This window comes from Streptomyces sp. NBC_01476, assembly GCF_036227265.1.
Classification (GTDB): domain Bacteria; phylum Actinomycetota; class Actinomycetes; order Streptomycetales; family Streptomycetaceae; genus Actinacidiphila.
Genome location: NZ_CP109446.1, coordinates 4,504,868 through 4,527,750 on the forward strand (window position 1 = coordinate 4,504,868; position 22,883 = coordinate 4,527,750).

A 22,883-nucleotide genomic window follows, 5' to 3' on the forward strand; every position below is an offset into this window, starting at 1 on the left:
CGGTCTGGCTCCTCCCCCCCCGAGTCAGATCGTGGGGACGACCCCCGCTCTCCCCCCCGGCGGGGGTCGTCGCATATCCGGACACGTGTTGCCCCTCTTGGCCGTGTCCACCGCCGCTGTAGTACATGCCGGTCTCCCTCGCGCTCGTTCGTATGTGTGTGCCCTTCCATGTGTATGACGCGGTGACCGACCGTAATCGATTCCGTCCGGAGTGGAACTCACCCGTCCGAGTGGCGAAGTTATCCACAAAGGCCGAGTTGTCCACAGATTCCGACCGAGACCGTCTCAATTCCTCGCACTGTCCCAAGCTGATCGCAGGCGAAGCACACCGTGCTCGCAACTCACGCGACGGGGGACAGCGAAATGACAGGAACCACCAAGGCCGACCGGTTGCCCTCTCCGGCAGAGCGGATCGGCGGACCGCTGATTGTCACTGAGGACGAAAGTCTGCTGGACGATCTGCTGCGACTGTGCGCCGCCGCCGGTACGGAACCGGAAGTGGTCTTCACCGGCCCGCCACGGGCGACGAGTTGGGACGAAGCACCGCTCATCCTGGTCGGAGCGGAAGCTTCCGGAAGAGTGCGGGGAGCGCCCCGCCGCAAGGGCGTGCTGCTTGTCGGACGGGATCTCGACGACCCGGAGGTCTGGCGCCGCGGCGTCGGCATCGGGGCCGACCATGTGCTCTTCCTGCCCGACGCCGAGAGCTGGCTGGTCGACCGGATCGCCGACATCGCCGAGGGCGCCTGCGAACCCGCACTGACCATCGGTGTGGTGGGAGGCCGTGGCGGCGCCGGCGCCAGCACCCTGGCCTGCGCTCTTGCCGTGACCGCGGCCCGCACCGGCCGGCGCACCATGCTCATCGACGGCGATCCGCTCGGCGGCGGCCTCGACATCCTGCTCGGCGCGGAACGCACCGGCGGCCTGCGCTGGCCCGACCTCGCCGACTCTCGCGGGCGGGTCAACAGCGGGGCGCTGGAGGAGTCCCTGCCCCGGCTCGACTCGCTCAGCGTGCTCAGCTGGGACCGCGGCGACTCCGTGCTCATCCCACCGCAGGCCATGCGCTCGGTGCTCGGCGCCGCCCGGCGGCGCGGCGGAGTGGTGGTGGTCGACCTCCCCCGTCGGGTGGACGAGGCCGTAGCGGAGACACTGGCCCAGATCGACGTCGGACTGCTGGTCGTCCCCGCCGAGTTGCGGGCGGTGGCCGCCGCCACCCGGGTGGCATCCGCGATCGGCATGGTGCTCAAGGACCTCCGGGTCGTCGCGCGCGGTCCGTTCGACTCCGGGCTCCGCGACCGCGAGATCGCCCGTCTGGTCGGACTCCCGCTCGCCGGCGATCTGCCACCGGAGCCGGCCCTCGCCGACGCGCTGTCCGGGAGCGAACCGCCGGGTTCCTCAGGGCGCGGCCCCCTCGCCCGCTTCTGCGGCGCCTTCCTCGCGCAGGCACTGCCGAACAGCGGGAGCGTGCCGGTATGACCGCGGAACTCCTCGACGCCGTGCGGCTGCACCTCGCCGAGCACGGCGGCGAACCGACCCCCGCACGGGTGGCCGCGGCGCTGCGCGCCCGGGGACGGCTGCTCGGCGACGCCGAAGTCCTCGACGTGGTCGCCGCGTTGCGCTCCGAACTCGTCGGCGCCGGACCGCTGGAACCGCTGCTGGCCGATCCCGAGGTCACCGACATCCTCGTCAACGCGCCCGATCAGGTGTGGATCGACCGGGGCCGCGGCCTCGAACGCAGCAGTATCACTTTCACCGACACCGCCGCGGTGCGAAGGCTCGCCCAGCGCCTTGCCACCACGGCCGGACGGCGGCTGGACGACGCCCGGCCCTGGGTCGACGCCCGGCTGCCCGACGGCACCCGGCTGCACGCCGTGCTCCCGCCGGTGGTCGTCGGCTCCCCATGCCTCTCGCTGCGGGTGGTGCGGTCCCGCGCCTTCACGCTCGCCGAACTCGTCACCGCGGGGACCCTGGACACCGAGACCGCCGCACTGCTGCGGGCGGTGCTCGACGCCCGGCTGTCGTTCCTGATCAGCGGCGGCACCGGCTGTGGCAAGACGACACTGCTCAGTTGTCTGCTCGGCCTGGTCGACCCGGCGGCGCGCATCGTGCTCGCCGAGGACTCCGCGGAGCTGCGCCCTGACCACCCCCACGTGATCCGGCTGGAGGCCAGGCCCGCCAACCAGGAGGGCGCCGGGCAGGTCACCCTCCGGGACCTGGTGCGGCAGGCACTGCGGATGCGTCCCGACCGCTTGGTCGTCGGCGAGGTGCGCGGAAGTGAAGTGCTCGATCTCCTGGGCGCGTTGAACACCGGGCACGAGGGCGGCTGCGGCACGGTGCACGCGAATGCGGCCGCCGACGTGCCGGCCCGGCTTGAGGCGCTCGGCAGTACCGCGGGCCTTGACCGTGCCGCCCTGCACAGCCAGTTGGCGGCGGCGCTCTCCCTCGTCGTCCACCTGGTGCGGGACGGATCGGGCAGGCGGCGGCTGGCCGAACTCCACGTCCTGCGGCGGGGCACCGACGGCCTGGTCACCACTCTCCCCGCGCTCGTCCGCGACCGCCACGGCCGCACCGACCGCGGGCCCGGCTGGCAGCGGCTGGCGGACCTGTGCGCGGCGGGCGAGCGATGAGCGCCGGACCGGGCCCGGTCTCACTCACCTGGGCAGCGGCCCTGTGCCTCGCGGCGCTGCTGGTGCGGCTGCGGCATCCGGGCGGTACGGTCCGCCGCCGGGCGCTCCGGCTGGTGGATCAAGCCCGGCACAGGGGCGGGAGGCCGCCGGTGGCTCGCCTGCGGGAGTCGGCCGACCGGATCGGGCGGGCGGTGCGCGGGCGGCCCGAGGTGCTGTGCCTGCCAGTGGGTCTGGTGCTGGGGGTGGCGACCGGTTCGCCGCTGCCGGTGGCCGTCGGTGCAGGAGGCGTGCCGCTGGTGGGACGAGTCTTGCGGAGACGGGCCGAACGGGCCGCCGCCGAGCGCGGGACGGTCGCGGTGGGCGCGCTCTGCGGCACGGTCGCGGGTGACCTGAGAGCCGGACGTCCGCCGCACATGGCGCTGGCCGATGCGGTGGAGTCGGCCGGATGGGCCCGGGTTCCCGAACTCGCCGGGGCCGCTGGTCTGTTGGTGTCGGCGGCACGTTTCGGCGGCGATGTTCCCCAAGCGCTGCGGGCCGCCTCGCGGGTCCACGAGGGCACCCGGGGGCTCACCGCGGTCGCCGCCTGCTGGCAGGTCGCGGTGGACGGCGGGGCGGGACTGGCCGCCGCTCTGGACCGGGTGGCCGCCGCGTTGCGGGCGGAGGCCGACCAACGGGACGACCTGCGGGCCCAGTTGGCCGGTCCGCGGTCCACGGCGGTCCTGCTCGCCCTGCTGCCGCTCTTCGGACTGGTACTGGGCACCGGGCTCGGCGCCGACCCTTCGGCGGTGCTGCTGCACACGCCGCTCGGCCTCTGCTGCCTGCTGGCCGGGGCGGCCTTGGAGTGGGCAGGGCTCGCCTGGACGGCTCGGATCATCCGGGCCGCGGAGGACGGTCCCGGTGGCGCACGGGGCCACGGCCGCAAGGAGTCGGTGGAGGCCACCGGGACGCCGGCGCCGACGGGCGGGAGGGTGCCATGAGCGGCGGGCTCGGCTGGGTCGGCTGGGTTGTCCACAGCCTGGGGACGATCGGGGCGGTGCTGGCAGCCGCGACCGCGGGACTCCTGGCGGCGGGCGAGGCACGGCAGCGGGCGGGTGGTGTCCGGCGGCTGCGGAAGGCGCTGGGCGGGCCGCGCCGGCGGTGGATGAGGCCCGGACAGCGGAGAAGGCTGCCTGAGCCGCTGCGGGAGTGGGGTCCGGTGGTCGCGGCCGGGCTCGGCGTCGCGGTGCTGGCCGGTGGGCTGGTGGGTGTCCTGGCCGGTGCCGGGACGGCGTACGGGGCCAGGAGGTGGCTGAGAGGACGTCAGACGGCTGCTCAGCGCCCAGCGGACGACCGGGAGGGGGAGGACGCCGAACTCCCGCTCTGCGCCGACCTGATGGCTGCCTGCCTCGCCGCGGGCGCGACGCCGGGGGAAGCGGCGGTTGCCGTGGGGCGGTGCCTGGGCGGGGTGTTGGGCGAGGCGTTGCTGCGGGCCGCGGCGGAGTTGCGGCTCGGGGCGGAGCCGGCGGAGTGCTGGGACAGGTTCGGCCGGCTGCCCGCGGCGCGGGAGATGGGCCGCTGCCTGGCCCGGGCGGCCACCACGGGAAGTGCGCCGGTCGCCGAGATGGCCCGGTTGGCCGCCGACCGCCGGGCGGTGTGCGCCCGTTCGGCCCTCGCCCGGGCCAGGAGGGCGGCGGTCCTGGCCACCGCGCCGCTGGGCATCTGCTTCCTGCCCGCCTTCTTGCTGGTGGGCGTGGCCCCGGTGGTGATGGGGCTGGCCGGGACGGTCCTGGGGGTGCGGATGCACTGACCACGACGACGCACTGATCACGACGGCCCCGGACAGCCGCGTCGCGAGGGCGGCTTCGACCCCGCCGGTCCTCGGGGGCCGCCCGACCGCCGACCCGCCGGTCGCCCACCTCCGATGTCGGCCTGCGCCGAACCGAACCGAACCGGCCGACCGGCGCGGCGCCGGAAGCACGGCACGCAACGCGCGCACGACAGCAAAAAACGCGCACGACAGCAACGACACAGACACGCACAACACAACAGGAGGAACCCATGACGAACACGACCGAACTCCTCAGGCGCCCCAGGGACGGAAAGGCGCTGCGGGCACGACTTGCCCGCCGGCTGCGGAGGTGCCGGGCAGCGGCGGACGCGGGGATGAGTACCGCGGAATACGCGGTCGGGACTATTGCGGCGTGCGGGTTCGCGGCCGTGCTCTACAAGATCGTGACGAGCGGGCCGGTGCGGACCGCGCTCACCGGGGTGATCGAGAAGGCCCTCCATGCGCCCTTCTGAGAGCGCCGGGCGCTCCGAGCGGGTCGGCCCGCGGGGCCGGCACAGGAACCCCTTCCGGTGCCGGTGCCGGGCCCGGGGAGACAGCGGGTACGTCACGGCGGAGACCGCCGTGGTGATCCCGGTGCTGGTGGCGCTGGCCGCGCTGCTGGTGTGGGGCCTCATGGCGGGCGCCGCGCAGGTGCGGTGCGTGGACGCGGCACGGGCAGGAGCGAGAGAGGCGGCGAGGTCGGGGGAGACGGCGGCGGCCGTGCAGGCGGCCCGGGCGGCGGCGCCCGGCGGGGCGGAAGTGAGTGTCGAGCGGAGTGGGGGGATGGTGCGGGTGCGGGTCACGGTTCCGTTGCCGCGTTTCCCCGTCCCGCTCGGCTCGGAGGCCGATGCGCTGGACGAGGCGGCCCTGGAATCGGGTGCGTCCGGCCCAGGCACACCGGAGGGGGGTGCCGGGCCATGAGGCGCCGTAACGACCGGGGGTCGGCGACCATCTGGTCCCTCGGCCTGATGGGGCTGCTGATCGCTCTCTTCGCCGCGGTGCTCGCCCTGGACCGGGCAGTGATCGCCCGCCATCGCGCGGGCGGCGCGGCCGACCTGGCGGCCCTCGCGGCAGCCGACCACGCGCTCGAAGGCGAGCAGACGGCCTGCGGGCTCGCCGCCCGCGTGGCCGGCGCCCAGGGCGCCAGACTCCGCGGGTGCCAGGTGACGGGTGAGGTGGCGGATGTCGTGGCGGAGGTCGGCGGCGCGCGGGTCGCCTCACGGGCGGGCCCGTCCCTCGCCGCCGGGGCCGCCGCCGACCAACTTCTGTGGGCACCCCGAGTGGACGGGGTGACCCCCGCGACCCAAGCTGCCGGAGTCACCCGGATCGCCCCAAGGGGTCCGGCCTTCCCACCCGGTCGGGGGTCGGCGATCCGCCTGGGTTGCCTGGCCGGGCCCCGGGTCAGCCGGGTCGTCCCGGACGGTGGGGCGTTCCCACCCGGTCGGGGGTCGGCGATCCGCCTGGGTTGCCTGGCCGGGCCCCGGGTCAGCCGGGTCGTCCCGGACGGTGGGGCGTTCCCACCCGGTCGGGGACAGAGGTTCCGCTGCTTCCGCCATGCCCGGCCCCGGGCCCGTCGGCCTGCCCCGGAGTGTCTGGCCTCCGCGGCCGGACGGTTGCTGCCGGGAGTCCGGCCCGCCGTGAGCACCGCCGCTTTCCCCGCACCGGCGGTCGGCCGCCTCCGGGGACGGGGCGCTGGGGCGACCGCAGCCGGTCCGGTGGACGGTCCGGCGGGCGCCGAGCGGGGGCTACTTCGGGGCCGCGGAGAGGAGGCAGTCCAGGAGGCGGACGGAGGCCGCTTTGTCGAGGGGGTCGTTCCCGTTGCCGCACTTGGGGGACTGGACGCAGGAAGGGCAGCCGAAGTCGCATTCGCAGGAGGCGATGGCCTCGCGGGTGGCGGTGAGCCAGGCGCGGGCGGTGCGGTAGGCACGTTCGGCGAAGCCCGCACCGCCGGGGTGGCCGTCGTAGACGAAGACGGTGGGCAGGCCGGTGTCCGCGTGCAGGGGTATGGAGACCCCGCCGATGTCCCAGCGGTCGCAGGTGGCGAAGAGGGGAAGGAGGCCGATGGAAGCGTGTTCGGCGGCGTGCAGGGCGCCGGGCAGCTCCTCCGGGTGAATGCGGGCCGCGTCGAGCTGGTCGTCGGTGACCGTCCACCAGACCGCCCGGGTGCGCAGGGTGCGGGGCGGGAGGTCCAGTTTGGTCTCGCCGAGCACCTCGCCGGTCAGCAGCCGCCGGCGGAGATAGGAGACCACCTGGTGGGTCACCTCGACCGAGCCGAAGTGGATGCGGGCCTCACCCCAGGGCTCTTCCAGCTCGTCGGCCAGGACACGGATCTCCGTGGTGTCGCGGGCCATGGTGGTGTAAGGCGGGTCGGCCCGTTCGACCAGGGCGACGTCGTCCTCCAGGTCGAGCCGCCGGACGACGTAGGTGCGGCCCTGGTGGAGGTGGACCGCGCCGTCGTGGACGGCGGTGTGCGAGGAGCCGGCGTCCACCGTGCCGAGGAGCCGCCCGGTGGCGGATTCCACGACCTGGACCGGCTTGCCGCCCTCGCCGCGGATGTCGGTGAGGTCGGCCGCACGCTCCCGGCGGGTCCAGAACCAGCCCGCGGCGCGCCGCCGCAGCAGTCCGCGCTCCACCAGCTGCGGCACCAGGGCGGCCGCCTCGGGACCGAAGAGGTCCAGGTCGGCCTCGGTGAGCGGCAGCTCCGCGGCGGCGGCGCACAGGTGCGGGGCGAGGACGTAGGGGTTGTCCGGGTCCAGCACCGTGGACTCCACCGGCTGCTCGAAGATCGCCTCGGGGTGATGGACGAGATAGGTGTCCAGCGGGTCGTCGCGGCCGACCATCACGGCCAGCGCGCCCTGCCCGGAGCGCCCGGCACGGCCGGCCTGCTGCCACAGGGAGGCACGGGTGCCGGGGAAGCCGGCCAGGAGGACCGCGTCGAGGCCGGAGATGTCGACGCCGAGTTCCAGGGCGGAGGTGGAGGCCAGGCCGAGCAGGCGGCCGGAGTGGAGGTCGCGTTCGAGGCCCCGGCGTTCCTCGGGGAGATAGCCGCCGCGGTAGGCGGCGACGCGGCCCGGGAGCGAGGCGTCGATCTCGGCCAGGCGTTCCTGGGCGATCAGGGCGACGAGTTCGGCGCCGCGGCGGGAGCGGACGAAGGCGACGGTGCGGACACCCTGGAGGACGAGGTCGGTGAGGAGTTCGGCGCACTCGGCGGTGGCGGTGCGGCGGACCGGGGCGCCGTGCTCCCCAGAGAGCTCGGTGAGCGGCGGCTCCCACAGGGCGAACGCGAGTTCGCCGCGCGGGGAGGTGTCCTCGGTCACTTCGGCCACTCGCACCCCGGTGAGCCGGCCGGCCGCGCGGCCGGGGTCCGCGGCGGTGGCCGAGGCCAGCAGGAAGACCGGGTCGGCGCCGTAGCGGGCGCACACCCGCCGCAGCCGGCGCAGCACCTGGGCGACGTGGGAGCCGAAGACCCCCCGGTAGGTGTGGCACTCGTCGATGACCACATAGCGCAGTCCGCGCAGGAAGGAGGCCCAGCGGGCGTGGCCGGGCAGGATGCCGCGGTGGAGCATGTCCGGGTTGGTGAGGACGTAGGTCGCGTACTGGCGGACCCACTCCCGTTCCTCGAAGGGCGTGTCCCCGTCGTAGACGGCCGGGCGGATCGCCGTGCCCAGCGGGGCGGCCAGCGCGCTCACCGCTCGCCGCTGGTCGGCGGCGAGGGCCTTGGTGGGGGACAGGTACAGCGCGGTCGCACCCCGGGGCCCGGCGCCCGCCCCGTCCAGCAGGGCGCTGAGGACCGGTGCCAGATAGGCGAGCGATTTGCCGGACGCGGTGCCCGTGGAGACGACCACCGATTCGCCGGCGGCAGCGTGCGCCGCCGCGCGCGCCTGGTGTTCCCACGGACGGTCGATGCCGGCCGCCTTTATCGCCTCGACGACTTCCGGACGGATGGCCTCCGGCCAGGACGCATGCCGACCGACCCGCGCGGGCACGTGCTCCGTATGGGTGATGCGTGCGACACGGTTCGTCCCCCCGGCGAGCCGCTCCAGAGCGGTCCGGGGGGACGGGCGACCGTGCGCCGACTGCGGCGAATGATCCTGGGCCATCGGCACTCAGTGTGTCACCGGCACGGCGGACAATCGCAGTAAGGCGTCGTGCGGGCCCGCCGTGAAGTGATTGAATGCCATCGCGGCTGCCGGTCCTTCCCCTACCTTCGGTGGGGAGGCCCCTGCCTACCTTACGGTGGGGTGGGCCCTACTACCGTTCGGTGGAAGGGGCTCTGGGGGGAGCTGCGTCGATGCAAGGTGCTGGAGGATCCGTGGACCTGTCCCTGTCGACCCGAACCGTCGGCGATCGAACGATCGTCGAGGTCGGCGGCGAGATTGATGTGTACACCGCGCCCAAGCTGCGTGAGCAGCTGGTGGAGCTCGTGAACGACGGCAATTACCACCTGGTCGTGGACATGGAGGGAGTCGACTTCCTCGACTCCACCGGCCTGGGTGTGCTCGTCGGTGGCCTCAAGCGGGTGCGCGCTCATGAAGGATCGCTGCGCCTGGTGTGCAACCAGGAGCGCATCCTCAAGATTTTCCGTATCACCGGTCTGACCAAGGTGTTCCCCATTCACACCTCGGTCGACGAGGCCGTCGCGGCAACCGACTGACGTCTCGCCGAGACGACTCGAGAGGGGCACCGGACGGATTCGCCGTCCGGGCCCCCGTGATGCCCACCCATGGAACCGAGGGGGAGGCCAGGCCATGCCCACCGTAGAACTGCTCTTCAGCGCCCAGCCCGAGCACGTGCGCACAGCACGACTCGTAGCGGCACAAGTGGCGCGCCGGGCGGGGGTGGACGAGGCGGCTCTCGACGAGGTGCGGCTGGCCGTGGGCGAGGCGTGCAGCCGGGCCGTCGGCCTGCACCGCAACAACGGCGTTCAGGAGCCCGTACGGGTGTTCCTGAACGAGGAGGAGAAGAAGTTCTCCATCGAGGTGGTTGACGAGGTCCCCGGCAACGCGATGAGTTCGTCGCAGGACGCCGGCGAGGACACCGCGGCCGATGACGAGGGCGAGATGGGACTGGCCGTGATCAGCGGCCTGGTCGACGACGTCGAGGTCATCGAGGGCGAGACCGGCGGCACCATCCGGATGAGCTGGCCCACCGTCTCGGTGTAGCCCCCGTCCCGGCCGGCGCGGGCACCGCGGGCACTCCTGATCGCGGCCCGTGATCGTGATTCCCTTCACGACCTTCATTTACCGTGGGATTCCGCGGGATTCTATGGGAATTCCCCACCGGCACCCTTTTTTGATCTTCGGCTGCTCCCTACAATCCGTCCATCTTGCTCAGCTCGCCTGAGCGTGGCGGCTTGTGAGCCGTAGGAGCCGCACGCCCATGCGCCAAACGTCAAGGAGGACGAATGGCGGGGCCACTCACCCACAACACGCTTGCCGCCGAGCCGGTATTGACCAGCGGTAATCAGCTGCTCGTATGGATCATCGCGGTGGTCGCACTGGCCGCACTGGCGCTCGCCGGGGTGCTGGTACGTCAAGTGCTCGCTGCCGACGAGGGCACCGACAGCATGAAGAAGATCGCCGCTGCCGTGCAGGAAGGCGCCAATGCCTACCTCGCACGGCAGTTCCGTACCTTGGGGATCTTCGCCGTGGCGGCATTCTTCCTGCTCATGCTGCTGCCTGCGGACGATTGGTCGCAGCGCATCGGCCGTTCGATCTTCTTTCTGGTGGGCGCGGTCTTCTCCGCGGTCACCGGATATATCGGAATGTGGCTGGCGGTCCGCAGCAATGTGCGGGTGGCCGCGGCGGCCAGAGCGGCGACTCCGGCAGCCGGTGAGCCGGCCGCCGATCTCACCACCGTTTCGCACCGGGCGATGAAGATCGCTTTCCGGACCGGTGGCGTGGTCGGCATGTTCACCGTGGGGCTCGGTCTGCTGGGCGCCTCCGCGGTCGTCCTGATCTACAAGGCGGACGCGCCGAAGGTGCTGGAGGGCTTCGGTTTCGGGGCTGCGCTGCTGGCGATGTTCATGCGGGTCGGCGGCGGCATCTTCACCAAGGCGGCCGACGTGGGCGCCGACCTGGTCGGCAAGGTGGAGAAGGGCATCCCGGAGGACGACCCCCGCAATGCCGCGACCATCGCGGACAACGTGGGCGACAACGTCGGCGACTGCGCGGGGATGGCCGCGGACCTCTTCGAGTCGTACGCCGTCACCCTGGTGGCGGCGCTGATCCTCGGCAAGGTGACCTTCGGCGACTCCGGCCTGGCGTTTCCGCTGCTCATCCCGGCGATCGGGGTGCTCACCGCGATGGTCGGCATCTTCGCGGTGTCACCGCGCCGCTCCGACCGCAGCGGGATGACGGCCATCAACCGCGGCTTCTTCATCTCCGCGGTGATCTCGCTGATCGGCGTGGCCGTCGCGGTCTACGCCTACCTCCCCTCCTCCTACGCCGACCTCAAGGGCGTCGGCACCGACATCACCTCCCACCCCGGCGACCCCCGCATCCTGGCGATCGTCGCGGTGGCCATCGGCATCGTGCTGGCCGCGGTGATCCAGCAGCTCACCGGCTACTTCACCGAGACCTCCCGGCGCCCGGTCCGCGACATCGGCAAGTCCTCGCTGACCGGCCCGGCCACCGTGGTGCTCTCCGGCATCTCGCTCGGCCTGGAGTCGGCGGTGTACTCGGCGGTGCTGATCGGCCTGTCCGTCTACGGCGCCTTCCTGCTCGGCGGCACCTCGGTCTGGCTCGCGCTCTTCGCGGTCGCGCTGGCCGGCACCGGCCTGCTGACCACCGTCGGCGTCATCGTCGCCATGGACACCTTCGGACCGGTCTCCGACAACGCCCAGGGCATCGCGGAGATGTCCGGCGACGTGCACGGCGAGGGCGCCCAGGTGCTCACCGACCTGGACGCGGTGGGCAACACCACCAAGGCCATCACCAAGGGCATCGCCATCGCCACCGCGGTGCTGGCGGCCACCGCCCTGTTCGGGTCGTTCAAGGAGGCCGTCGACACGGCCGTGGACACGGCGCATCCGGCCGCCTCCGACGCCCGGTGGCTCTCGCTGGACATCTCCCAGCCGAGCAACCTGGTGGGGCTGCTCTTCGGCGCCGCGGTGGTCTTCCTCTTCTCGGGGCTGGCCATCAGCGCTGTCTCGCGCTCCGCGGGCGCGGTGGTCTACGAAGTGCGCCGGCAGTTCCGCGAGCATCCCGGGATCATGGCGGGCACCGAACTGCCCGAGTACGGCCGGGTGGTGGACATCTGCACCAAGGACGCGCTGCGGGAATTGGCCACCCCCGGACTGCTCGCGGTCCTGGCGCCGATCGCGGTGGGCTTCTCGCTGGGCGTCGGCTCGCTGGCCTCCTACCTGGCCGGTGCGATCGGCGCCGGCACCCTGATGGCGGTGTTCCTGGCCAACTCCGGCGGCGCCTGGGACAACGCCAAGAAGCTCGTCGAGGACGGCACTTACGGCGGCAAGGGAAGCGAGGCCCATGCCGCGACCGTCATCGGGGACACCGTGGGAGACCCGTTCAAGGACACCGCGGGCCCGGCCATCAACCCGCTGCTGAAGGTGATGAACCTGGTGGCGCTGCTGATAGCGCCCGCGGTGGTGAAGTTCAGCTACGGCGTGGACGCCAGCCTCGCGGTACGGATTCCGGTCGCGGTGGTGTCCGTGGTGGTCATCATCGTGGCGGTGTACATATCCAAGCGCCGCGGCATCGCGATGGCCGACGACACCGCGGCCGGGGACGAACCGCACCGCCAGGACGGCACCACCATGGCGGCCACCGGCTCCGGCACACCGGCCACCTGAGACGGCGTCACGAAGGCGGCGGGCGACCGGCCGGAACCGGTCGCCCGCCGCCGTCCGTCCCTACCGGCCCCGCCCCTTCCCGCCGCCTCCCGCCCGCCGCAGTTCCGCTGCGACAAACGGATTGAATATCCGGCAAAAGGGAGTAAATCAGGTCGGGAATTCGGAGGCGGCACCCCTCCTGCGTGTATGTTCCGGGGCGGTGAGGCCACGGAAGGGACCCGTACCGGTGAAGGTGAACAACAAGCTCGTGTCCGCGCTCTGCGGCGCGTCGGTCGTGTTCCTGGCGCTGTCGGGCTGCAGCAGCGACGACACCGGCAAGAAGCGCGACGAGTGGGCCAAGGGCGTCTGCGACCAGGCCGCCGGGCAGATCAAGAAGATCGACGACGCCAACACCGCGATCAGCAAGGTGGACAGCGGCGGCTCGCCGTCCGCGGTCAAGAGCGCCGATTCCAGCGCCTTCCAGTCGATCTCGGACGCGTACAAGTCGCTCGCCGGGATCTTCAGCAGCGCCGGCGCCGCGCCGGGCGGCGACGAGGGCCAGAAGTTCCAGCAGAACGCCGTCTCCGTCTTCAACAACCTCTCCACGCAGTACGCGGGCCTGAAGAAGCAGGTCGACGCGCTCAGCACCTCCGACCAGGCCAAGTTCGCCGACGGTCTCAAGGGCGTCTCGGACTCGCTCAACAAGACCACCGCCGACGCCCAGACCTCGCTGAACACCCTGCGCGAGGGCGACACCGGCAAGGCCCTCGCCAAGCAGCCCGGCTGCCAGCGGGTCTCCGGCGCCTCACCGACGGCCTCCTGACCGGAGCTGCGCGAAGCCCCGGGCCGCCCGCCGCCACGCGGCCCCTTCCCGCCGAGACCCGCCCTCGGCACGCGGCCCGGCGCCCCTGAGGAGCGCCGGGCCGCATCCACCACCCCACTCGGGGCGCCCCCGCGCACCCCTTCCGGGACAATGACGGTGTGAGTACGCCCCTCCTCCCCGGTCCCGCCCTCCCCGACCCCGGCAGCGCCGCCCCGCTGCGCGACGAACTGCGCGCCGCCGCCTTCACCGCCGACGGCCTGCTCGATCTGCTCGGCGCGGTCGCGTACGCGGCCCTGTCCCGGGCCGAGACCGTCCCCGCGCTGCGCGCCACCCGCGGCGGCAGCCCGCTGGAGACCCTGGTCCGGCTCTTCCTGCTCCAGCAGCCCGTCTCCCGCGAGCGGGCCCGCGCCGCCCTGACGGACCTGCCGCGGTACGAGGCGGCCGGCTGGCTGGCCGGCGACACCGGGGCGGACGAGGTACGTGCCACCGTGGACGTACGGCCCTACGCCGGTGACGGCGGTGAGGACTGGTGGATCGTCTCGGACCTCGGCTGCGCGGTCGGCGGCGCGGGTGGCATCGGCAGCGCGCCCGGCGTCGACCGGGCCGACCTCGTCCTCGGTGTCGGCGGGGCGTCCACCACGCTCGCCGGGCTGACCGTACGGCAGCCGTACGCGACCGCGCTGGACCTCGGCACCGGCTCCGGTGTGCAGGCGCTGCACGCCTCCCGGCACACCACCCGGGTCACCGCCACCGACGTCAACCCGCGGGCGCTGCACTTCGCCCGGCTCACCCTCGCCCTGTCCGGAGCCCAGGAGGCGGACCTGCGGCACGGCGGGCTCTTCGAGCCGGTCGGCGAGGAGCGGTACGACCTGATCGTCTCCAACCCGCCCTTCGTGATCTCGCCGAAGGGCCGTTTCACCTACCGCGACGGCGGCATGGCGGGCGACGACCTGTGCCGCACGCTGGTCCAGCAGTCCGCCGAGCACCTCAACGACGGCGGCTACTGCCAGCTGCTCGCCAACTGGCAGCACGTCGAGGGCCAGGACTGGCGCGAGCGCCTCGCCTCCTGGGTGCCGGCCGGCTGCGACGCGTGGATCGTGCAGCGTGAGGTGCAGGACGTGGCGCAGTACGCCGAACTCTGGCTGCGCGACGGCGGGGACCACCGGGACGACCCGGCCGCGTACGCCGACCGGTACGACGCCTGGCTCGCCGAGTTCGAGCAGGCGAAGGTGAACGGCGTCGGCTTCGGCTGGATCACCCTGCGCAAGTCCGGCACGGGTCAGCCGGCCATCACCGCGGAGGAGTGGCCGCACCCGGTGGAGCAGCCGCTCGGGCCGCACATCGCGGACTGGTTCGCCCGGCAGGACTTCCTGCGCACCCACGACGACGCGGCGCTGCTCGCGGCGCGCTTCACCCTGGCGCCCGAGGTCGTACAGGAGCAGGTCGGGCTGCCCGGCGCGGAGGATCCGGAGCACGTGGTGCTGCGGTCGGCGCGCGGTATGCGGCGCGCGACCAAGGTGGACACGGTCGGCGCGGGCTTCGCGGGCGTCTGCGACGGCACCCTGCCGGCCGGCCGGATCGTGGACGCGATCGCCCAACTGCTGCGGGAGGACCCGGTGATACTGCGGGACCGCACCCCGGAGTCGATCCGCCTGCTGGTCGAGCAGGGCTTCCTGCAGCCAGTGCGCTGACCCCCGGGAGCCCCGGAGCCCGGCTGCCCGGCGCCCTGAGCGGCCGAGCGCCTTAAGCGCTCAAGCGTCTTATGCGTCCAAGCGCCCCAAGCGCCCGGTCCGGCCTCAGTGAAGGTTGCGGACGACCGTGAAGACCAGCGCCGTGCCCAGCAGCGCGTACTGGGTGCGGGCGCTCAGCACCAGGCGCCAGCGCCGGCCGCGCAGGCCTGCCAGGAGCCAGCGGGCCAGGGCCCACCCGGCGAACGGCAGCAGCACGAAGAGCAGCGCGTTCTCGTGGAAGGCGCGGACGAACTCGCGGTGCAGGAGGTCGTAGACGAGCCGGGTGCCGCCACAGGCCGGGCAGAGCTGCCCGGTCAGCCAGTTGAACGGGCAGCGCGGCAGCCAGTGCCCGCTCTGGTGCGGGTCGGTGCCGTAGAGGTACACCGCCGCGGCCAGCCCGGCCGCCAGCGTGGCCAGCGGGGCGACCGCCGGGTGGTGCCGTGGCCCGGGCGGCCGGCGCACCGCTACGGGTGCGCCGGCCCGCCCGGTGTGCTCAGCCACGCAGCACCCGCCCCTGGGCGTCGGTCTTGTCGTCGGAGACCAGCAGGATGATCCCGTCGACCAGCGACCAGATCCCGCAGCCGCCGCAGGTGAAGAGCTGGGCCAGGGCCATGCCGGTGTGCCCGGTGTAGAAGCGGCCGATACCGAAGCCGCCGAGGAACAACTGCAGTACGCCCGCGGTGATCTTGGACTTCTCCGAGTACGGCCGCCCGTACGGGTCGTAGCCGTAGGGCGCGTTCGGGTCACCGGTGTACATCCCGGCCTGGACCGGGTAGCCGGGGGGCGGCGGCGGGTAGCCGTACCCGGGCGGGGGCGTCGGGCCGCCCTGCGGGTAGGCGGGGCCCTGCTGCGCGGACCCGGACTGGCCGCCCTCCGGGTAGCCGCTCCATCCCCCGGGCGGCGGAGTGGCGCTGCCGTCCTGCGGATAGCCGTACCCGGCGGCCTGCGTCGGTTCGTACGGAGTCTTGCCGTACGGGTTCTCCCCGTAGGGATTCTGGTCGGACACAGCCGTTCCCCCTGTGATCTGCGGACGTCGTGAAGCCATCCTGACAGCCGCCGGCCCCGCCCGTCCCGGTCGGGCCCAGGTCGTGACTAGGTCGTGGCAAGCGCCTCGGTCGGCGTCAGACGCGCCGCGCGCAGCGAGGGGTAGACGCCGGCGATCACTCCGACCAGCAGGGCCCCGCCGATGCCCTCCGCCACCGAGGAGAGCGGGATCACCGAGGGCCAGCCCTGGAAGGAGGCGTAGCCCACCACCCCCAGCGCGCCGATGACCGCTCCCGCGACGCCGCCGAAGGCGGACAGGATCACCGCCTCGGTGAGGAACTGGCCCCGGATCTGACCCCGGTTGGCGCCCAGTGCCCGGCGCAGGCCGATCTCCCGGCGTCGCTCCAGCACGGAGATGATCATCGTATTGGCGACGCCGATCCCGCCGACGAGCAGCGCCACTCCGGCGAGCCCAAGGAAGAGCCCCGAGAAGGTCTGCTCGGTGGCCCGCTTCGCGGCCAGCGCGTCCGACGGCCGGCCCACCTGGATCAGGCCCGGCAGCTTCGGGTAGAGGGTGGCCGGCAGCACCGCCCGTACGTCCTCCAGGGAGTCCTCGGCGGCCTTCAGATAGACCACCGTCGGGTGCCCGTCGAAGTGCAGGTACGTGGTCGCGGCCGGCCAGCCGACCAGGACCGACTGCTCCAGGTCCGGGGTGAGCGGCATCGGGTTGAGGATGCCGATCACGGTGAACCAGCGGTGGTCGATGAAGACCTGCGGGGCCGGCTGACCGGGCGGCAGCTCCCGGAAGCCGAGCCAGGAGGCGGCCTGGTGGCCGAGGACCACGGTCGGGAAGCGGTCGGTGGCGGGGCTGAGGAAGCGGCCGGTGTGCACCGAACCGTTGATCGCCGGGAGCAGCCCGTCGCGGGCCGCCAGCACGCTGATGCCGACGCTGTCGCTCGGGTCGGAGCGGTCGTTGCGCTGCACGGTCCGGTGGGTGTTCGCGACCGCGCTGGCGTCGGTGACCGGGCCGATCCTGCGGGCCATCGCGTCGGCGCTCGGCGGCAGCAGGACGGGTGGGTCCTGGTTGCCCCGCGGCTGCGCCTGCAGCATGTTGGTGCCGAGCGCGGTCAGCCGGGTCAGCAGTGCCTGCTGGCTGGAGGCGGGGATGCCGGTCACCACGATCATGGTGGCGATGCCGATCGAGATCCCCAGCGCGGACAGGGCCGCCCGCATCCTGCGGACCCGCACTCCGATCAGGCCGAGGCGCAGGATGTCACCGGGGGAGAGCCGCACCGGGCGGTGGGCGTGCGGGAGCTCGGCGCGGGCGGTCCGGAGGGCGCTCACCGCGACACCTCCCGGCGGGGTGCCGGAACGGCTGCCGGGGCCGTGTCGCTGACGATCCGTCCGTCCCGCAGCTCCACCCGCCGGGGCAGCCGGGCCGCGATGTCCCGGTCGTGCGTGATGACCGCGATCGTGGTGCCCTCCGCGTTCAGCCGGGTGAGCAGATCGAGTACGGCCTGCCCGTTGACGCTGTCCAGCGCGCCGGTCGGCTCGTCGGCGAGGACCAGCGCGGGCGCGTTGACCAGGGCGCGGGCGATGGCGACGCGCTGCCGTTCGCCGCCGGAGAGCTGGTGCGGGAGGTGACCGGTGCGGTGGGCCATGCCGACCCGGGCCAGGGCCTCGTGGGCCAGCGGCAGCCGCCGGCGGCGCGGGACACCGGCGTAGAGCAGACCGGTGGCGACGTTCTCCGCCGCGCTCAGGCCGTCGGTGAGGTGGAACTGCTGGAAGACGAAGCCCAGCCAGCGCCCGCGCAGCACCGACAGGCGGCGGTCGGAGAGCCCGGCCACGTCCTGCCCGGCGACTTCCACGGTGCCGCTGGTGGGGAGGTCGAGGGTGCCCATGATGTTCAGCAGGGTCGACTTGCCGGAGCCGGACGGGCCGAGGATCGCCAGCAGTTCGCCCGTCTCGATGGTGAGCGAGACGCGGTCGAGCGCGGTGACCCCGCCGGGATACGCCTTGGTGGCTTCCCGGACCTTCAGGACCGGCGCGGGAGTCGGGACGGGAGTCGGGACGGGGGCCGGCGCGGGGGTCGGGGCGGGAGTCGCTGCGGGGGTGCTCATGAGGCGCTCTCCACCCGCAGCCCGGCGCTGATCCCGGTGCCGCTCACCTCGACCTGCCCGCCCGCGAAGAGCCCGGTGGTGACGGCGACCAGCGTCCCGTCGGTGCGCTGGAGCGCGTATCCGCCCTCGCGGAGGGCGACCAGGGCGGTCACCGGCACCGCGAGCACGCCCTTGCGGGTGCTGGTGGTGAACAGGACGGTGACCGGCGCGGTTTCGAGCCCGCCCACGTCCTTCGCGTGCAGCGGGGCCACCGAGACGTTGAGGGTCGGCGGGCTGTCCTGGCCGTTCCCGTCCGGCTGGCCCGCGCCCTGCGTCTGGACGCTCTGCCCGACCGCGCTGACCTTGCCGGGCACGGTCCGGTCGTCCGGCAGCGTGATCGTCACCTTCGCGCCGGCCGTGATGCCGCCGGCGTCGCCCGCCTCGACCGGCACGCTGACCGTCTTGCCGGTCGAGGTGACCGACAGCAGCGTCTCGGCCACCGGGTCGCCGAGCCGGGCCTGCACCGAGCTGATCCGTATCGCGCCGGGCAGTACGACGATCTGACCGGCACTCAGGGTGCCGGTCCGCGCCATGCCGACCAGCTTCTGCCAGCGCTTGACCGCGGCCGCCAGCGAGGCGGTGTACGTGTCCCCGAGGCCGTCGTCGTCCGGCGGCCGGTACCCGATGTCGTAGCCGAGCGCCGTGAGGTTGTCGGCGACGACCGTCACGTCCCGGCCGCGCGTCGGCGGGGTCTTGCCGGCCGGGGCCTTGAGGGTGCGGAAGAGCGGGGTCTGCCCGTAGAAGAGCATCACCGGCTGGTCGTCGTCGCGGTAGAGCGGGTGGCCGCGGGTGACGGTCGAGCCGGCCGCCGCCAGTGCGGTGACGACGCCGGTGCCGCGGCCGGTGACCGGGGTGGCGGGGCCGTAGCCGAGGGTGCCGGGGAGGCTGCGGGTGTCGGAGAGGTCGGTCCGGGTGACGGTGGCGGTGCCGGTCCTGGGGGCGTCGGTGGGGAGTCCGGCCGGCTTGCGGGCGTGCGCGTTGAGGGCGACGGCGCCCGCGGTGACGCCCACGGCCACCGCGAGGGTCACGGCCAGGACCGCGAACCGGCGGCCGTAGCCGCGCCGCGTGCGCTCGGGGGTGCGGCGGGTGCGGTCGGGGGCGGGGCGGTCGGCGCGGTCGGGACGGTCCGAGGGGACAGGACCGTCGAGCGGATCACGCGGATCGCGGTTGTCGAGCCGTTCGTGCTGGTCGAGCTGGTCGGGCCGGTCGGGCCCGGGGGGCAGGTCGGGCACGGGTTACTTCCCCTTCCCGCCGCCGAAGGCCGCCAGCTGGCACTGGTCCTCGATCTCCGACTCGTTGTCGGGCACCTTGACGGTGCTGCTGTCGAAGGTCCAGCCGAGCCCGTGCGGGTCGACACTGGTGTCGGCCACCAGGTGGACCATCACGCCGTGGTCGCGCAGGCACTTGATCTCGGCGAGGGTGTCGTCCCGGTAGTGCGGGTTGAGGTCGGGGTTCAGCTCCGGCGGCAGCTGGGGGAGCTTGTCCTCGCAGGCGGCGCTGGCCGCCGGCGGTACGGGGTCGGCGACCTGTTTGGGAGCACCGGCCACCCCGGCCCTGGAAGTGGTCCACTTGGCGCCATGGTCCACCAGGCACTGGTCCCAGGCGTGGATCAGGGCCTCGCGCTCCTCCGGGGTGTCGTCCAGCCGCTCCTGGGGCCTGGCGGTGCTGTCCCCGCCAGCGCCGGACGTAGACGCGGTCGTGGTCGAGGTCGTGGTGGGCGTCGGCGTCCCCGCGGCCCGGCCGGCCGAGGGCGCCTTCGTCGTGGGCAGGGAGGCGACGCCAGGGGTGGCTTTCGCCCCGCCCCCGCCGCAGGCGGTCAGGGTGAGCAGGCACAGCGCGGCAGGGGCGGTCAGCAGCAGGGCGCGTGTCCGGCGGCGGCCAGCCGGCCGGGAGGTGTGGTGAGCCATACCCGGGGACGCTAGGCAGGACTTGTCAGGAGATTGTCAGGAAGCCGTAGCCATCCCGTGGTCCCGTGCGTGCAGCGGCTCACGACCGGCCGCAGGGGCCGGCCCGCTTCCTACACTCGTCGCCATGTGCGCACATGTCGTAGTGGCGGAGGACGACCCCAAGCAGGCCGAGCTGATCCGCCGCTATCTGGGGCACGAGGGCCACCGGGTGGTCGTCGTGCACGACGGCAGGGCCGCGCTGGACGAGGCCAGGCGCCACCCGCCGGACCTGATGGTGCTCGACGTGATGATGCCCAAGGCCGACGGCCTGGACGTGTGCCGGGTGCTGCGCGCGGAGCCGGGTACGGCCGCGCTGCCCGTCCTGATCCTCACCGCCAGGTCCGCCGAGGACGATCTGCTGCTCGGCCTCGACCTCGGCGCCGACGACTACATGACCAAGCCGTTCAGCCCGCGCGAGCTGATGGCCAGGATCCGTACGCTGCTGCGCCGCAGCGGTGCCGCCGGCCCGGCCGCCGCCGCGCCCGATCCGGTGCTGCGGGTGGGCGCCCTGAGCGTCGATCCGGTACGGCACGAGGTGACCGCGGACGGCCGGCGGATCGAGTGCACCCCGGGCGAGTTCGACCTGCTCGGCCTGCTGGCCGCGGAGCCGGGGCGGGTCTTCACCCGGGCTCAGATCATCGAGCGGCAGCACGGCATCGACCGCTATTTCACCTCCCGCACGGTGGACGTCCACGTGATGAATCTGCGCCGCAAGATCGAGCCGGAACCCCAGCGCCCGGTGCGGCTGGTGACGGTCTACGGCGTCGGCTACAAGCTGGTCGCGGAACCGGCGGAACCGGCGGAACCGGCGGAACCGGCGGAACCATCCGAGCCATCCGGACCGGCGGAACCATCCGGACCGGCGCCGGCCGCCCACGAACCCCAGGGGATACGCCGTGCGCCGTGACGTACCGCTGCGCCGCAGCCTGCTGCTGAAGCTCATGGTGCTCGCCGCCCTCGTCTCCGCCTGCTCGATCGCCGCCACCGCCTGGCTGACCGTGCACACCACGGCGGTCGCGATCCAGCAGGAACAGGGCCAGGCGTTCGCCGACGACGCCGAGATCTACGACGCGCTGCTGGGTTACGCCGCCACCCACCACGACTGGGCGGGCGCGGCCGGCACCGTACGCGACCTCGCCCGCAAGAGCGGTCACCGGATCACCCTGACCGACGAGGACCGCCGACCGCTGCTGGACTCCGCCGCCCCCGGGTCCGGGACCGGCTCCGACAGCGTAAGACCAGGTCAAGGGGGTCCCGGCCTGCCGGCCGAGGCGTCCGCGACGGTCGACCCGTTCGCCGTCGACGGCAACCTGGTCAGCCGGCAGCCAGCCGCGTCGGTCACCGGGCAGTCCGGGGTGAGCGTCGCCGTGACCGATACGCCCGCCCCGCGGCCGGGAAGGTGCGCCGCCGGCACCCGCTGCCTGACCTCCGCCGGCCAGCCCTCCGCTCAACCCTCCGCCCAACTGCCCTCCGAGGCCGCCGGGCAGCAGACCGGCGCCTTCCACCCCGCCGTGCCCAGCACCATCGACGCCCGGGCGGTCGGCCCGTTCCGGCTGACCGCGGGGGAGCGGACGACGCTGCGCGGCATCGCCCTGCGGACCGCCGCCTGCCTGCGCGACACGATGCACCTGACCGCCCAGGTCGCCAGGACACCCGCCGGGCGGTCGGTGGTACAGGTCGGGCAGGCCAACCTCTACCTGCCGACCGACTGCGACACCACAGCCCTGGACGCCCCGACCGCGACCGAGAACCGGGCCCTGAACCAGCTCGACGGACTCGTGAACACCTGTCTGGACCGGCACGGCGCACCACCCGTACGCCTGAACCTGGATTTCAGCTGGAGCCCGCGGAGCGCCACCGGGAGGACCCGAACCGAACAGTCCGATTCCGCCCGCCCCACTGATTCCACTGACTCCGCCGGTTCCACCGGTTCCACCGACTCCACGGCCGGCTCGGCAGCCGACCCCGACGCCGACTCCACCGCCGTCGGCGCCTGCGTCGAGACCGGCCGCCGCGAACAGCTCGCCCCCTACGTCGCCCCGCCCGCGCTGCTCTTCGTCAGCAGCCCGCGGCAGGACGCCACCACCTTCCTCGACCTGTCGGCCGGCAACCGGGCCAGGATCGCTGAGGTCACCGGCCTGGTCCTGCTGCTCACCCTGGCGGTGACCGCACTGCTCGGCACCCGGATGATCCGCCCGCTGCGGGCGCTGGCCGGAGCCGCCCGGCGGATGACCGACGGCGATCTGACCGCCCGGGTCAGCGTGCGGGCCGGCGACGAGATCGGCAGTGTCGCCGCCGCCTTCAACACCATGTCGGAGCGGCGCGAGCAGTCCGAGGGCCTGCGCAAAGCCATGGTCAGCGATGTGGCGCACGAGCTGCGCACCCCGCTGAGCAACATCCGCGGCTGGCTGGAAGCCGCCCAGGACGGCCTGGTGGTACCTGACAAGGAACTGGTGGGATCGCTGCTGGACGAGGCGGTCCTGCTCCAGCACGTCATCGACGACCTGCGGGACCTGTCCGCCGCGGACGCGGGAGAGCTGCGGCTGCGGACCGCCGAGCTCGACCTGACCGAACTGCTCGGGCAGGTCACCACCGCGCACCGCGGCAACGCGGACGCGGCCGGCGTCACCCTGGCGACCGGTGCCGAGGGACGGCCCGTGGTGGTCGCGGATCCGGTACGGCTCCGGCAGGCGGTCGGCAATCTGGTGTCCAACGCGGTACGGCACACCCCCGCCGGCGGGACGGTCACCCTGCGGGCCCGTACCGCCGGAGCCGGTCAGGTGGTGATCGAAGTGGCCGACACCGGGTCCGGGATCGCGCCCGGGGACCTGCCCCGGGTCTTCGACCGCTTCTGGCGGGCCGAGAAGTCCCGCAGCCGCCAGACCGGGGGCAGTGGCCTGGGCCTTTCCATCGTCCGCAAGCTCGCCGAGGCACATGGCGGTAGCGTCGGCGCGACCAGTGTCCAAGGTCGCGGTTCGGTCTTCACGATCACCTTGCCGGCGTCCTCCCCACCGCGCTGAG

At 73.4% G+C, this 22,883-nt stretch carries 20 protein-coding genes and 1 pseudogene; 14 read left to right on the forward strand and 7 right to left on the reverse strand.

Going from position 1 to position 22,883, the window contains the following annotated elements; translation table 11 throughout:
- Positions 1-363: 363 nt before the first annotated feature.
- The 7 genes and pseudogenes from ssd to OG552_RS19700 form a co-directional block, all read left to right on the forward strand.
- A complete protein-coding gene (ssd, locus tag OG552_RS19670) occupies positions 364-1,473 on the forward strand; it encodes a septum site-determining protein Ssd (protein ID WP_329134714.1) in 1,110 nt (369 codons plus the stop codon).
- Positions 1,470-2,624: a TadA family conjugal transfer-associated ATPase gene (locus OG552_RS19675; RefSeq protein WP_329134716.1), complete on the forward strand. Its 1,155-nt coding sequence runs from the start codon at positions 1,470-1,472 to the stop codon at positions 2,622-2,624. Before ssd ends, OG552_RS19675 begins: the two co-directional genes overlap by 4 nt.
- Complete coding sequence (locus tag OG552_RS19680; RefSeq protein WP_329134718.1) at positions 2,621-3,601, forward strand: type II secretion system F family protein; 981 nt, start codon at positions 2,621-2,623, stop codon at positions 3,599-3,601. The genes OG552_RS19675 and OG552_RS19680 overlap by 4 nt, the downstream gene beginning before the upstream one ends.
- The gene (locus OG552_RS19685) at positions 3,598-4,410 is read left to right on the forward strand and encodes a type II secretion system F family protein (protein WP_329134720.1); all 813 of its coding nucleotides are present in this window, start codon (positions 3,598-3,600) and stop codon (positions 4,408-4,410) included. Before OG552_RS19680 ends, OG552_RS19685 begins: the two co-directional genes overlap by 4 nt.
- A 251-nt stretch (positions 4,411-4,661) precedes the next feature.
- A complete protein-coding gene (locus OG552_RS19690; RefSeq protein ID WP_329134722.1) occupies positions 4,662-4,904 on the forward strand; it encodes a DUF4244 domain-containing protein in 243 nt (80 codons plus the stop codon).
- Complete coding sequence (locus OG552_RS19695) at positions 4,891-5,352, forward strand: TadE family type IV pilus minor pilin (RefSeq protein ID WP_329134725.1); 462 nt, start codon at positions 4,891-4,893, stop codon at positions 5,350-5,352. The genes OG552_RS19690 and OG552_RS19695 overlap by 14 nt, the downstream gene beginning before the upstream one ends.
- Before the next feature lie 47 nt (positions 5,353-5,399).
- Positions 5,400-5,600, forward strand: a pseudogene (locus tag OG552_RS19700) (Rv3654c family TadE-like protein); the annotation flags it as partial.
- A 576-nt stretch (positions 5,601-6,176) separates the two neighbouring features.
- Here the strand turns inward: OG552_RS19700 and OG552_RS19705 are convergent.
- Positions 6,177-8,531, reverse strand: coding sequence for a DEAD/DEAH box helicase (locus tag OG552_RS19705; protein ID WP_329134727.1), 2,355 nt, complete (start codon positions 8,529-8,531; stop codon positions 6,177-6,179).
- Between the two features lie 212 nt (positions 8,532-8,743).
- Here OG552_RS19705 and bldG point away from each other — a divergent pair, with 212 nt between their 5' ends.
- The 5 genes from bldG (at position 8,744) to OG552_RS19730 (ending at position 14,734) form a co-directional block, all read left to right on the forward strand.
- The gene (gene bldG, locus OG552_RS19710) at positions 8,744-9,085 is read left to right on the forward strand and encodes an anti-sigma factor antagonist BldG (RefSeq protein WP_093736590.1); all 342 of its coding nucleotides are present in this window, start codon (positions 8,744-8,746) and stop codon (positions 9,083-9,085) included.
- Positions 9,086-9,179: 94 nt separating this feature from the next.
- Positions 9,180-9,593 (forward strand): ATP-binding protein, encoded by a 414-nt coding sequence (locus OG552_RS19715; protein ID WP_329134733.1) that lies wholly within the window; start codon positions 9,180-9,182, stop codon positions 9,591-9,593.
- A gap of 242 nt (positions 9,594-9,835) precedes the next feature.
- Entirely contained in the window at positions 9,836-12,241 is a 2,406-nt protein-coding gene (locus OG552_RS19720; RefSeq protein WP_329134736.1) for a sodium-translocating pyrophosphatase, read from the forward strand.
- Between the two features lie 199 nt (positions 12,242-12,440).
- Positions 12,441-13,043: a small secreted protein gene (locus OG552_RS19725; protein WP_329134737.1), complete on the forward strand. Its 603-nt coding sequence runs from the start codon at positions 12,441-12,443 to the stop codon at positions 13,041-13,043.
- A 158-nt stretch (positions 13,044-13,201) separates the two neighbouring features.
- Positions 13,202-14,734 carry a DUF7059 domain-containing protein gene (locus OG552_RS19730; protein WP_329134739.1) on the forward strand — a complete coding sequence of 511 codons (1,533 nt, stop codon included), beginning with the start codon at positions 13,202-13,204 and terminating at the stop codon, positions 14,732-14,734.
- A gap of 105 nt (positions 14,735-14,839) precedes the next feature.
- Here OG552_RS19730 and OG552_RS19735 read toward each other — a convergent pair whose 3' ends face one another.
- The 6 genes from OG552_RS19735 to OG552_RS19760 form a co-directional block, all read right to left on the reverse strand.
- Entirely contained in the window at positions 14,840-15,274 is a 435-nt protein-coding gene (locus OG552_RS19735) for a DUF2752 domain-containing protein (RefSeq protein ID WP_443070978.1), read from the reverse strand.
- Positions 15,267-15,779, reverse strand: coding sequence for a TM2 domain-containing protein (locus tag OG552_RS19740; protein ID WP_329134741.1), 513 nt, complete (start codon positions 15,777-15,779; stop codon positions 15,267-15,269). Before OG552_RS19740 ends, OG552_RS19735 begins: the two co-directional genes overlap by 8 nt.
- Positions 15,780-15,865: 86 nt before the next feature.
- Positions 15,866-17,101, reverse strand: coding sequence for an ABC transporter permease (locus OG552_RS19745; RefSeq protein ID WP_329134743.1), 1,236 nt, complete (start codon positions 17,099-17,101; stop codon positions 15,866-15,868).
- Entirely contained in the window at positions 17,098-17,877 is a 780-nt protein-coding gene (locus OG552_RS19750) for an ABC transporter ATP-binding protein (protein ID WP_329134744.1), read from the reverse strand. Before OG552_RS19750 ends, OG552_RS19745 begins: the two co-directional genes overlap by 4 nt.
- Complete coding sequence (locus tag OG552_RS19755; RefSeq protein WP_329134746.1) at positions 17,874-19,148, reverse strand: HlyD family efflux transporter periplasmic adaptor subunit; 1,275 nt, start codon at positions 19,146-19,148, stop codon at positions 17,874-17,876. The genes OG552_RS19750 and OG552_RS19755 overlap by 4 nt, the downstream gene beginning before the upstream one ends.
- Before the next feature lie 3 nt (positions 19,149-19,151).
- Positions 19,152-19,823 carry a hypothetical protein gene (locus tag OG552_RS19760; protein WP_329134748.1) on the reverse strand — a complete coding sequence of 224 codons (672 nt, stop codon included), beginning with the start codon at positions 19,821-19,823 and terminating at the stop codon, positions 19,152-19,154.
- A gap of 124 nt (positions 19,824-19,947) precedes the next feature.
- Between OG552_RS19760 and OG552_RS19765 the strand changes: the two genes are divergently transcribed.
- On the forward strand, positions 19,948-20,769 hold the full coding sequence (locus OG552_RS19765) for a response regulator transcription factor (RefSeq protein ID WP_329134750.1): 822 nt from the start codon (positions 19,948-19,950) through the stop codon (positions 20,767-20,769).
- Positions 20,759-22,882 carry a sensor histidine kinase gene (locus OG552_RS19770; protein ID WP_329134752.1) on the forward strand — a complete coding sequence of 708 codons (2,124 nt, stop codon included), beginning with the start codon at positions 20,759-20,761 and terminating at the stop codon, positions 22,880-22,882. Before OG552_RS19765 ends, OG552_RS19770 begins: the two co-directional genes overlap by 11 nt.
- Position 22,883: the final 1 nt, after the last annotated feature.

Excerpts from the sequence above, each read along its gene's own strand:
- ssd (WP_329134714.1), top strand. The coding sequence starts at position 364 with ATGACAGGAACCACCAAGGCCGACCGGTTGCCCTCTCCGGCAGAGCGG.
- OG552_RS19675 (WP_329134716.1), top strand. The coding sequence starts at position 1,470 with ATGACCGCGGAACTCCTCGACGCCGTGCGGCTGCACCTCGCCGAGCAC.
- OG552_RS19680 (WP_329134718.1), top strand. The coding sequence starts at position 2,621 with ATGAGCGCCGGACCGGGCCCGGTCTCACTCACCTGGGCAGCGGCCCTG.
- OG552_RS19685 (WP_329134720.1), top strand. The coding sequence starts at position 3,598 with ATGAGCGGCGGGCTCGGCTGGGTCGGCTGGGTTGTCCACAGCCTGGGG.
- OG552_RS19690 (WP_329134722.1), top strand. The coding sequence starts at position 4,662 with ATGACGAACACGACCGAACTCCTCAGGCGCCCCAGGGACGGAAAGGCG.
- OG552_RS19695 (WP_329134725.1), top strand. The coding sequence starts at position 4,891 with ATGCGCCCTTCTGAGAGCGCCGGGCGCTCCGAGCGGGTCGGCCCGCGG.
- OG552_RS19705 (WP_329134727.1), bottom strand. The coding sequence starts at position 8,531 with ATGGCCCAGGATCATTCGCCGCAGTCGGCGCACGGTCGCCCGTCCCCC.
- OG552_RS19715 (WP_329134733.1), top strand. The coding sequence starts at position 9,180 with ATGCCCACCGTAGAACTGCTCTTCAGCGCCCAGCCCGAGCACGTGCGC.
- OG552_RS19720 (WP_329134736.1), top strand. The coding sequence starts at position 9,836 with ATGGCGGGGCCACTCACCCACAACACGCTTGCCGCCGAGCCGGTATTG.
- OG552_RS19750 (WP_329134744.1), bottom strand. The coding sequence starts at position 17,877 with ATGAGCACCCCCGCAGCGACTCCCGCCCCGACCCCCGCGCCGGCCCCC.
- OG552_RS19760 (WP_329134748.1), bottom strand. The coding sequence starts at position 19,823 with ATGGCTCACCACACCTCCCGGCCGGCTGGCCGCCGCCGGACACGCGCC.
- OG552_RS19765 (WP_329134750.1), top strand. The coding sequence starts at position 19,948 with ATGTGCGCACATGTCGTAGTGGCGGAGGACGACCCCAAGCAGGCCGAG.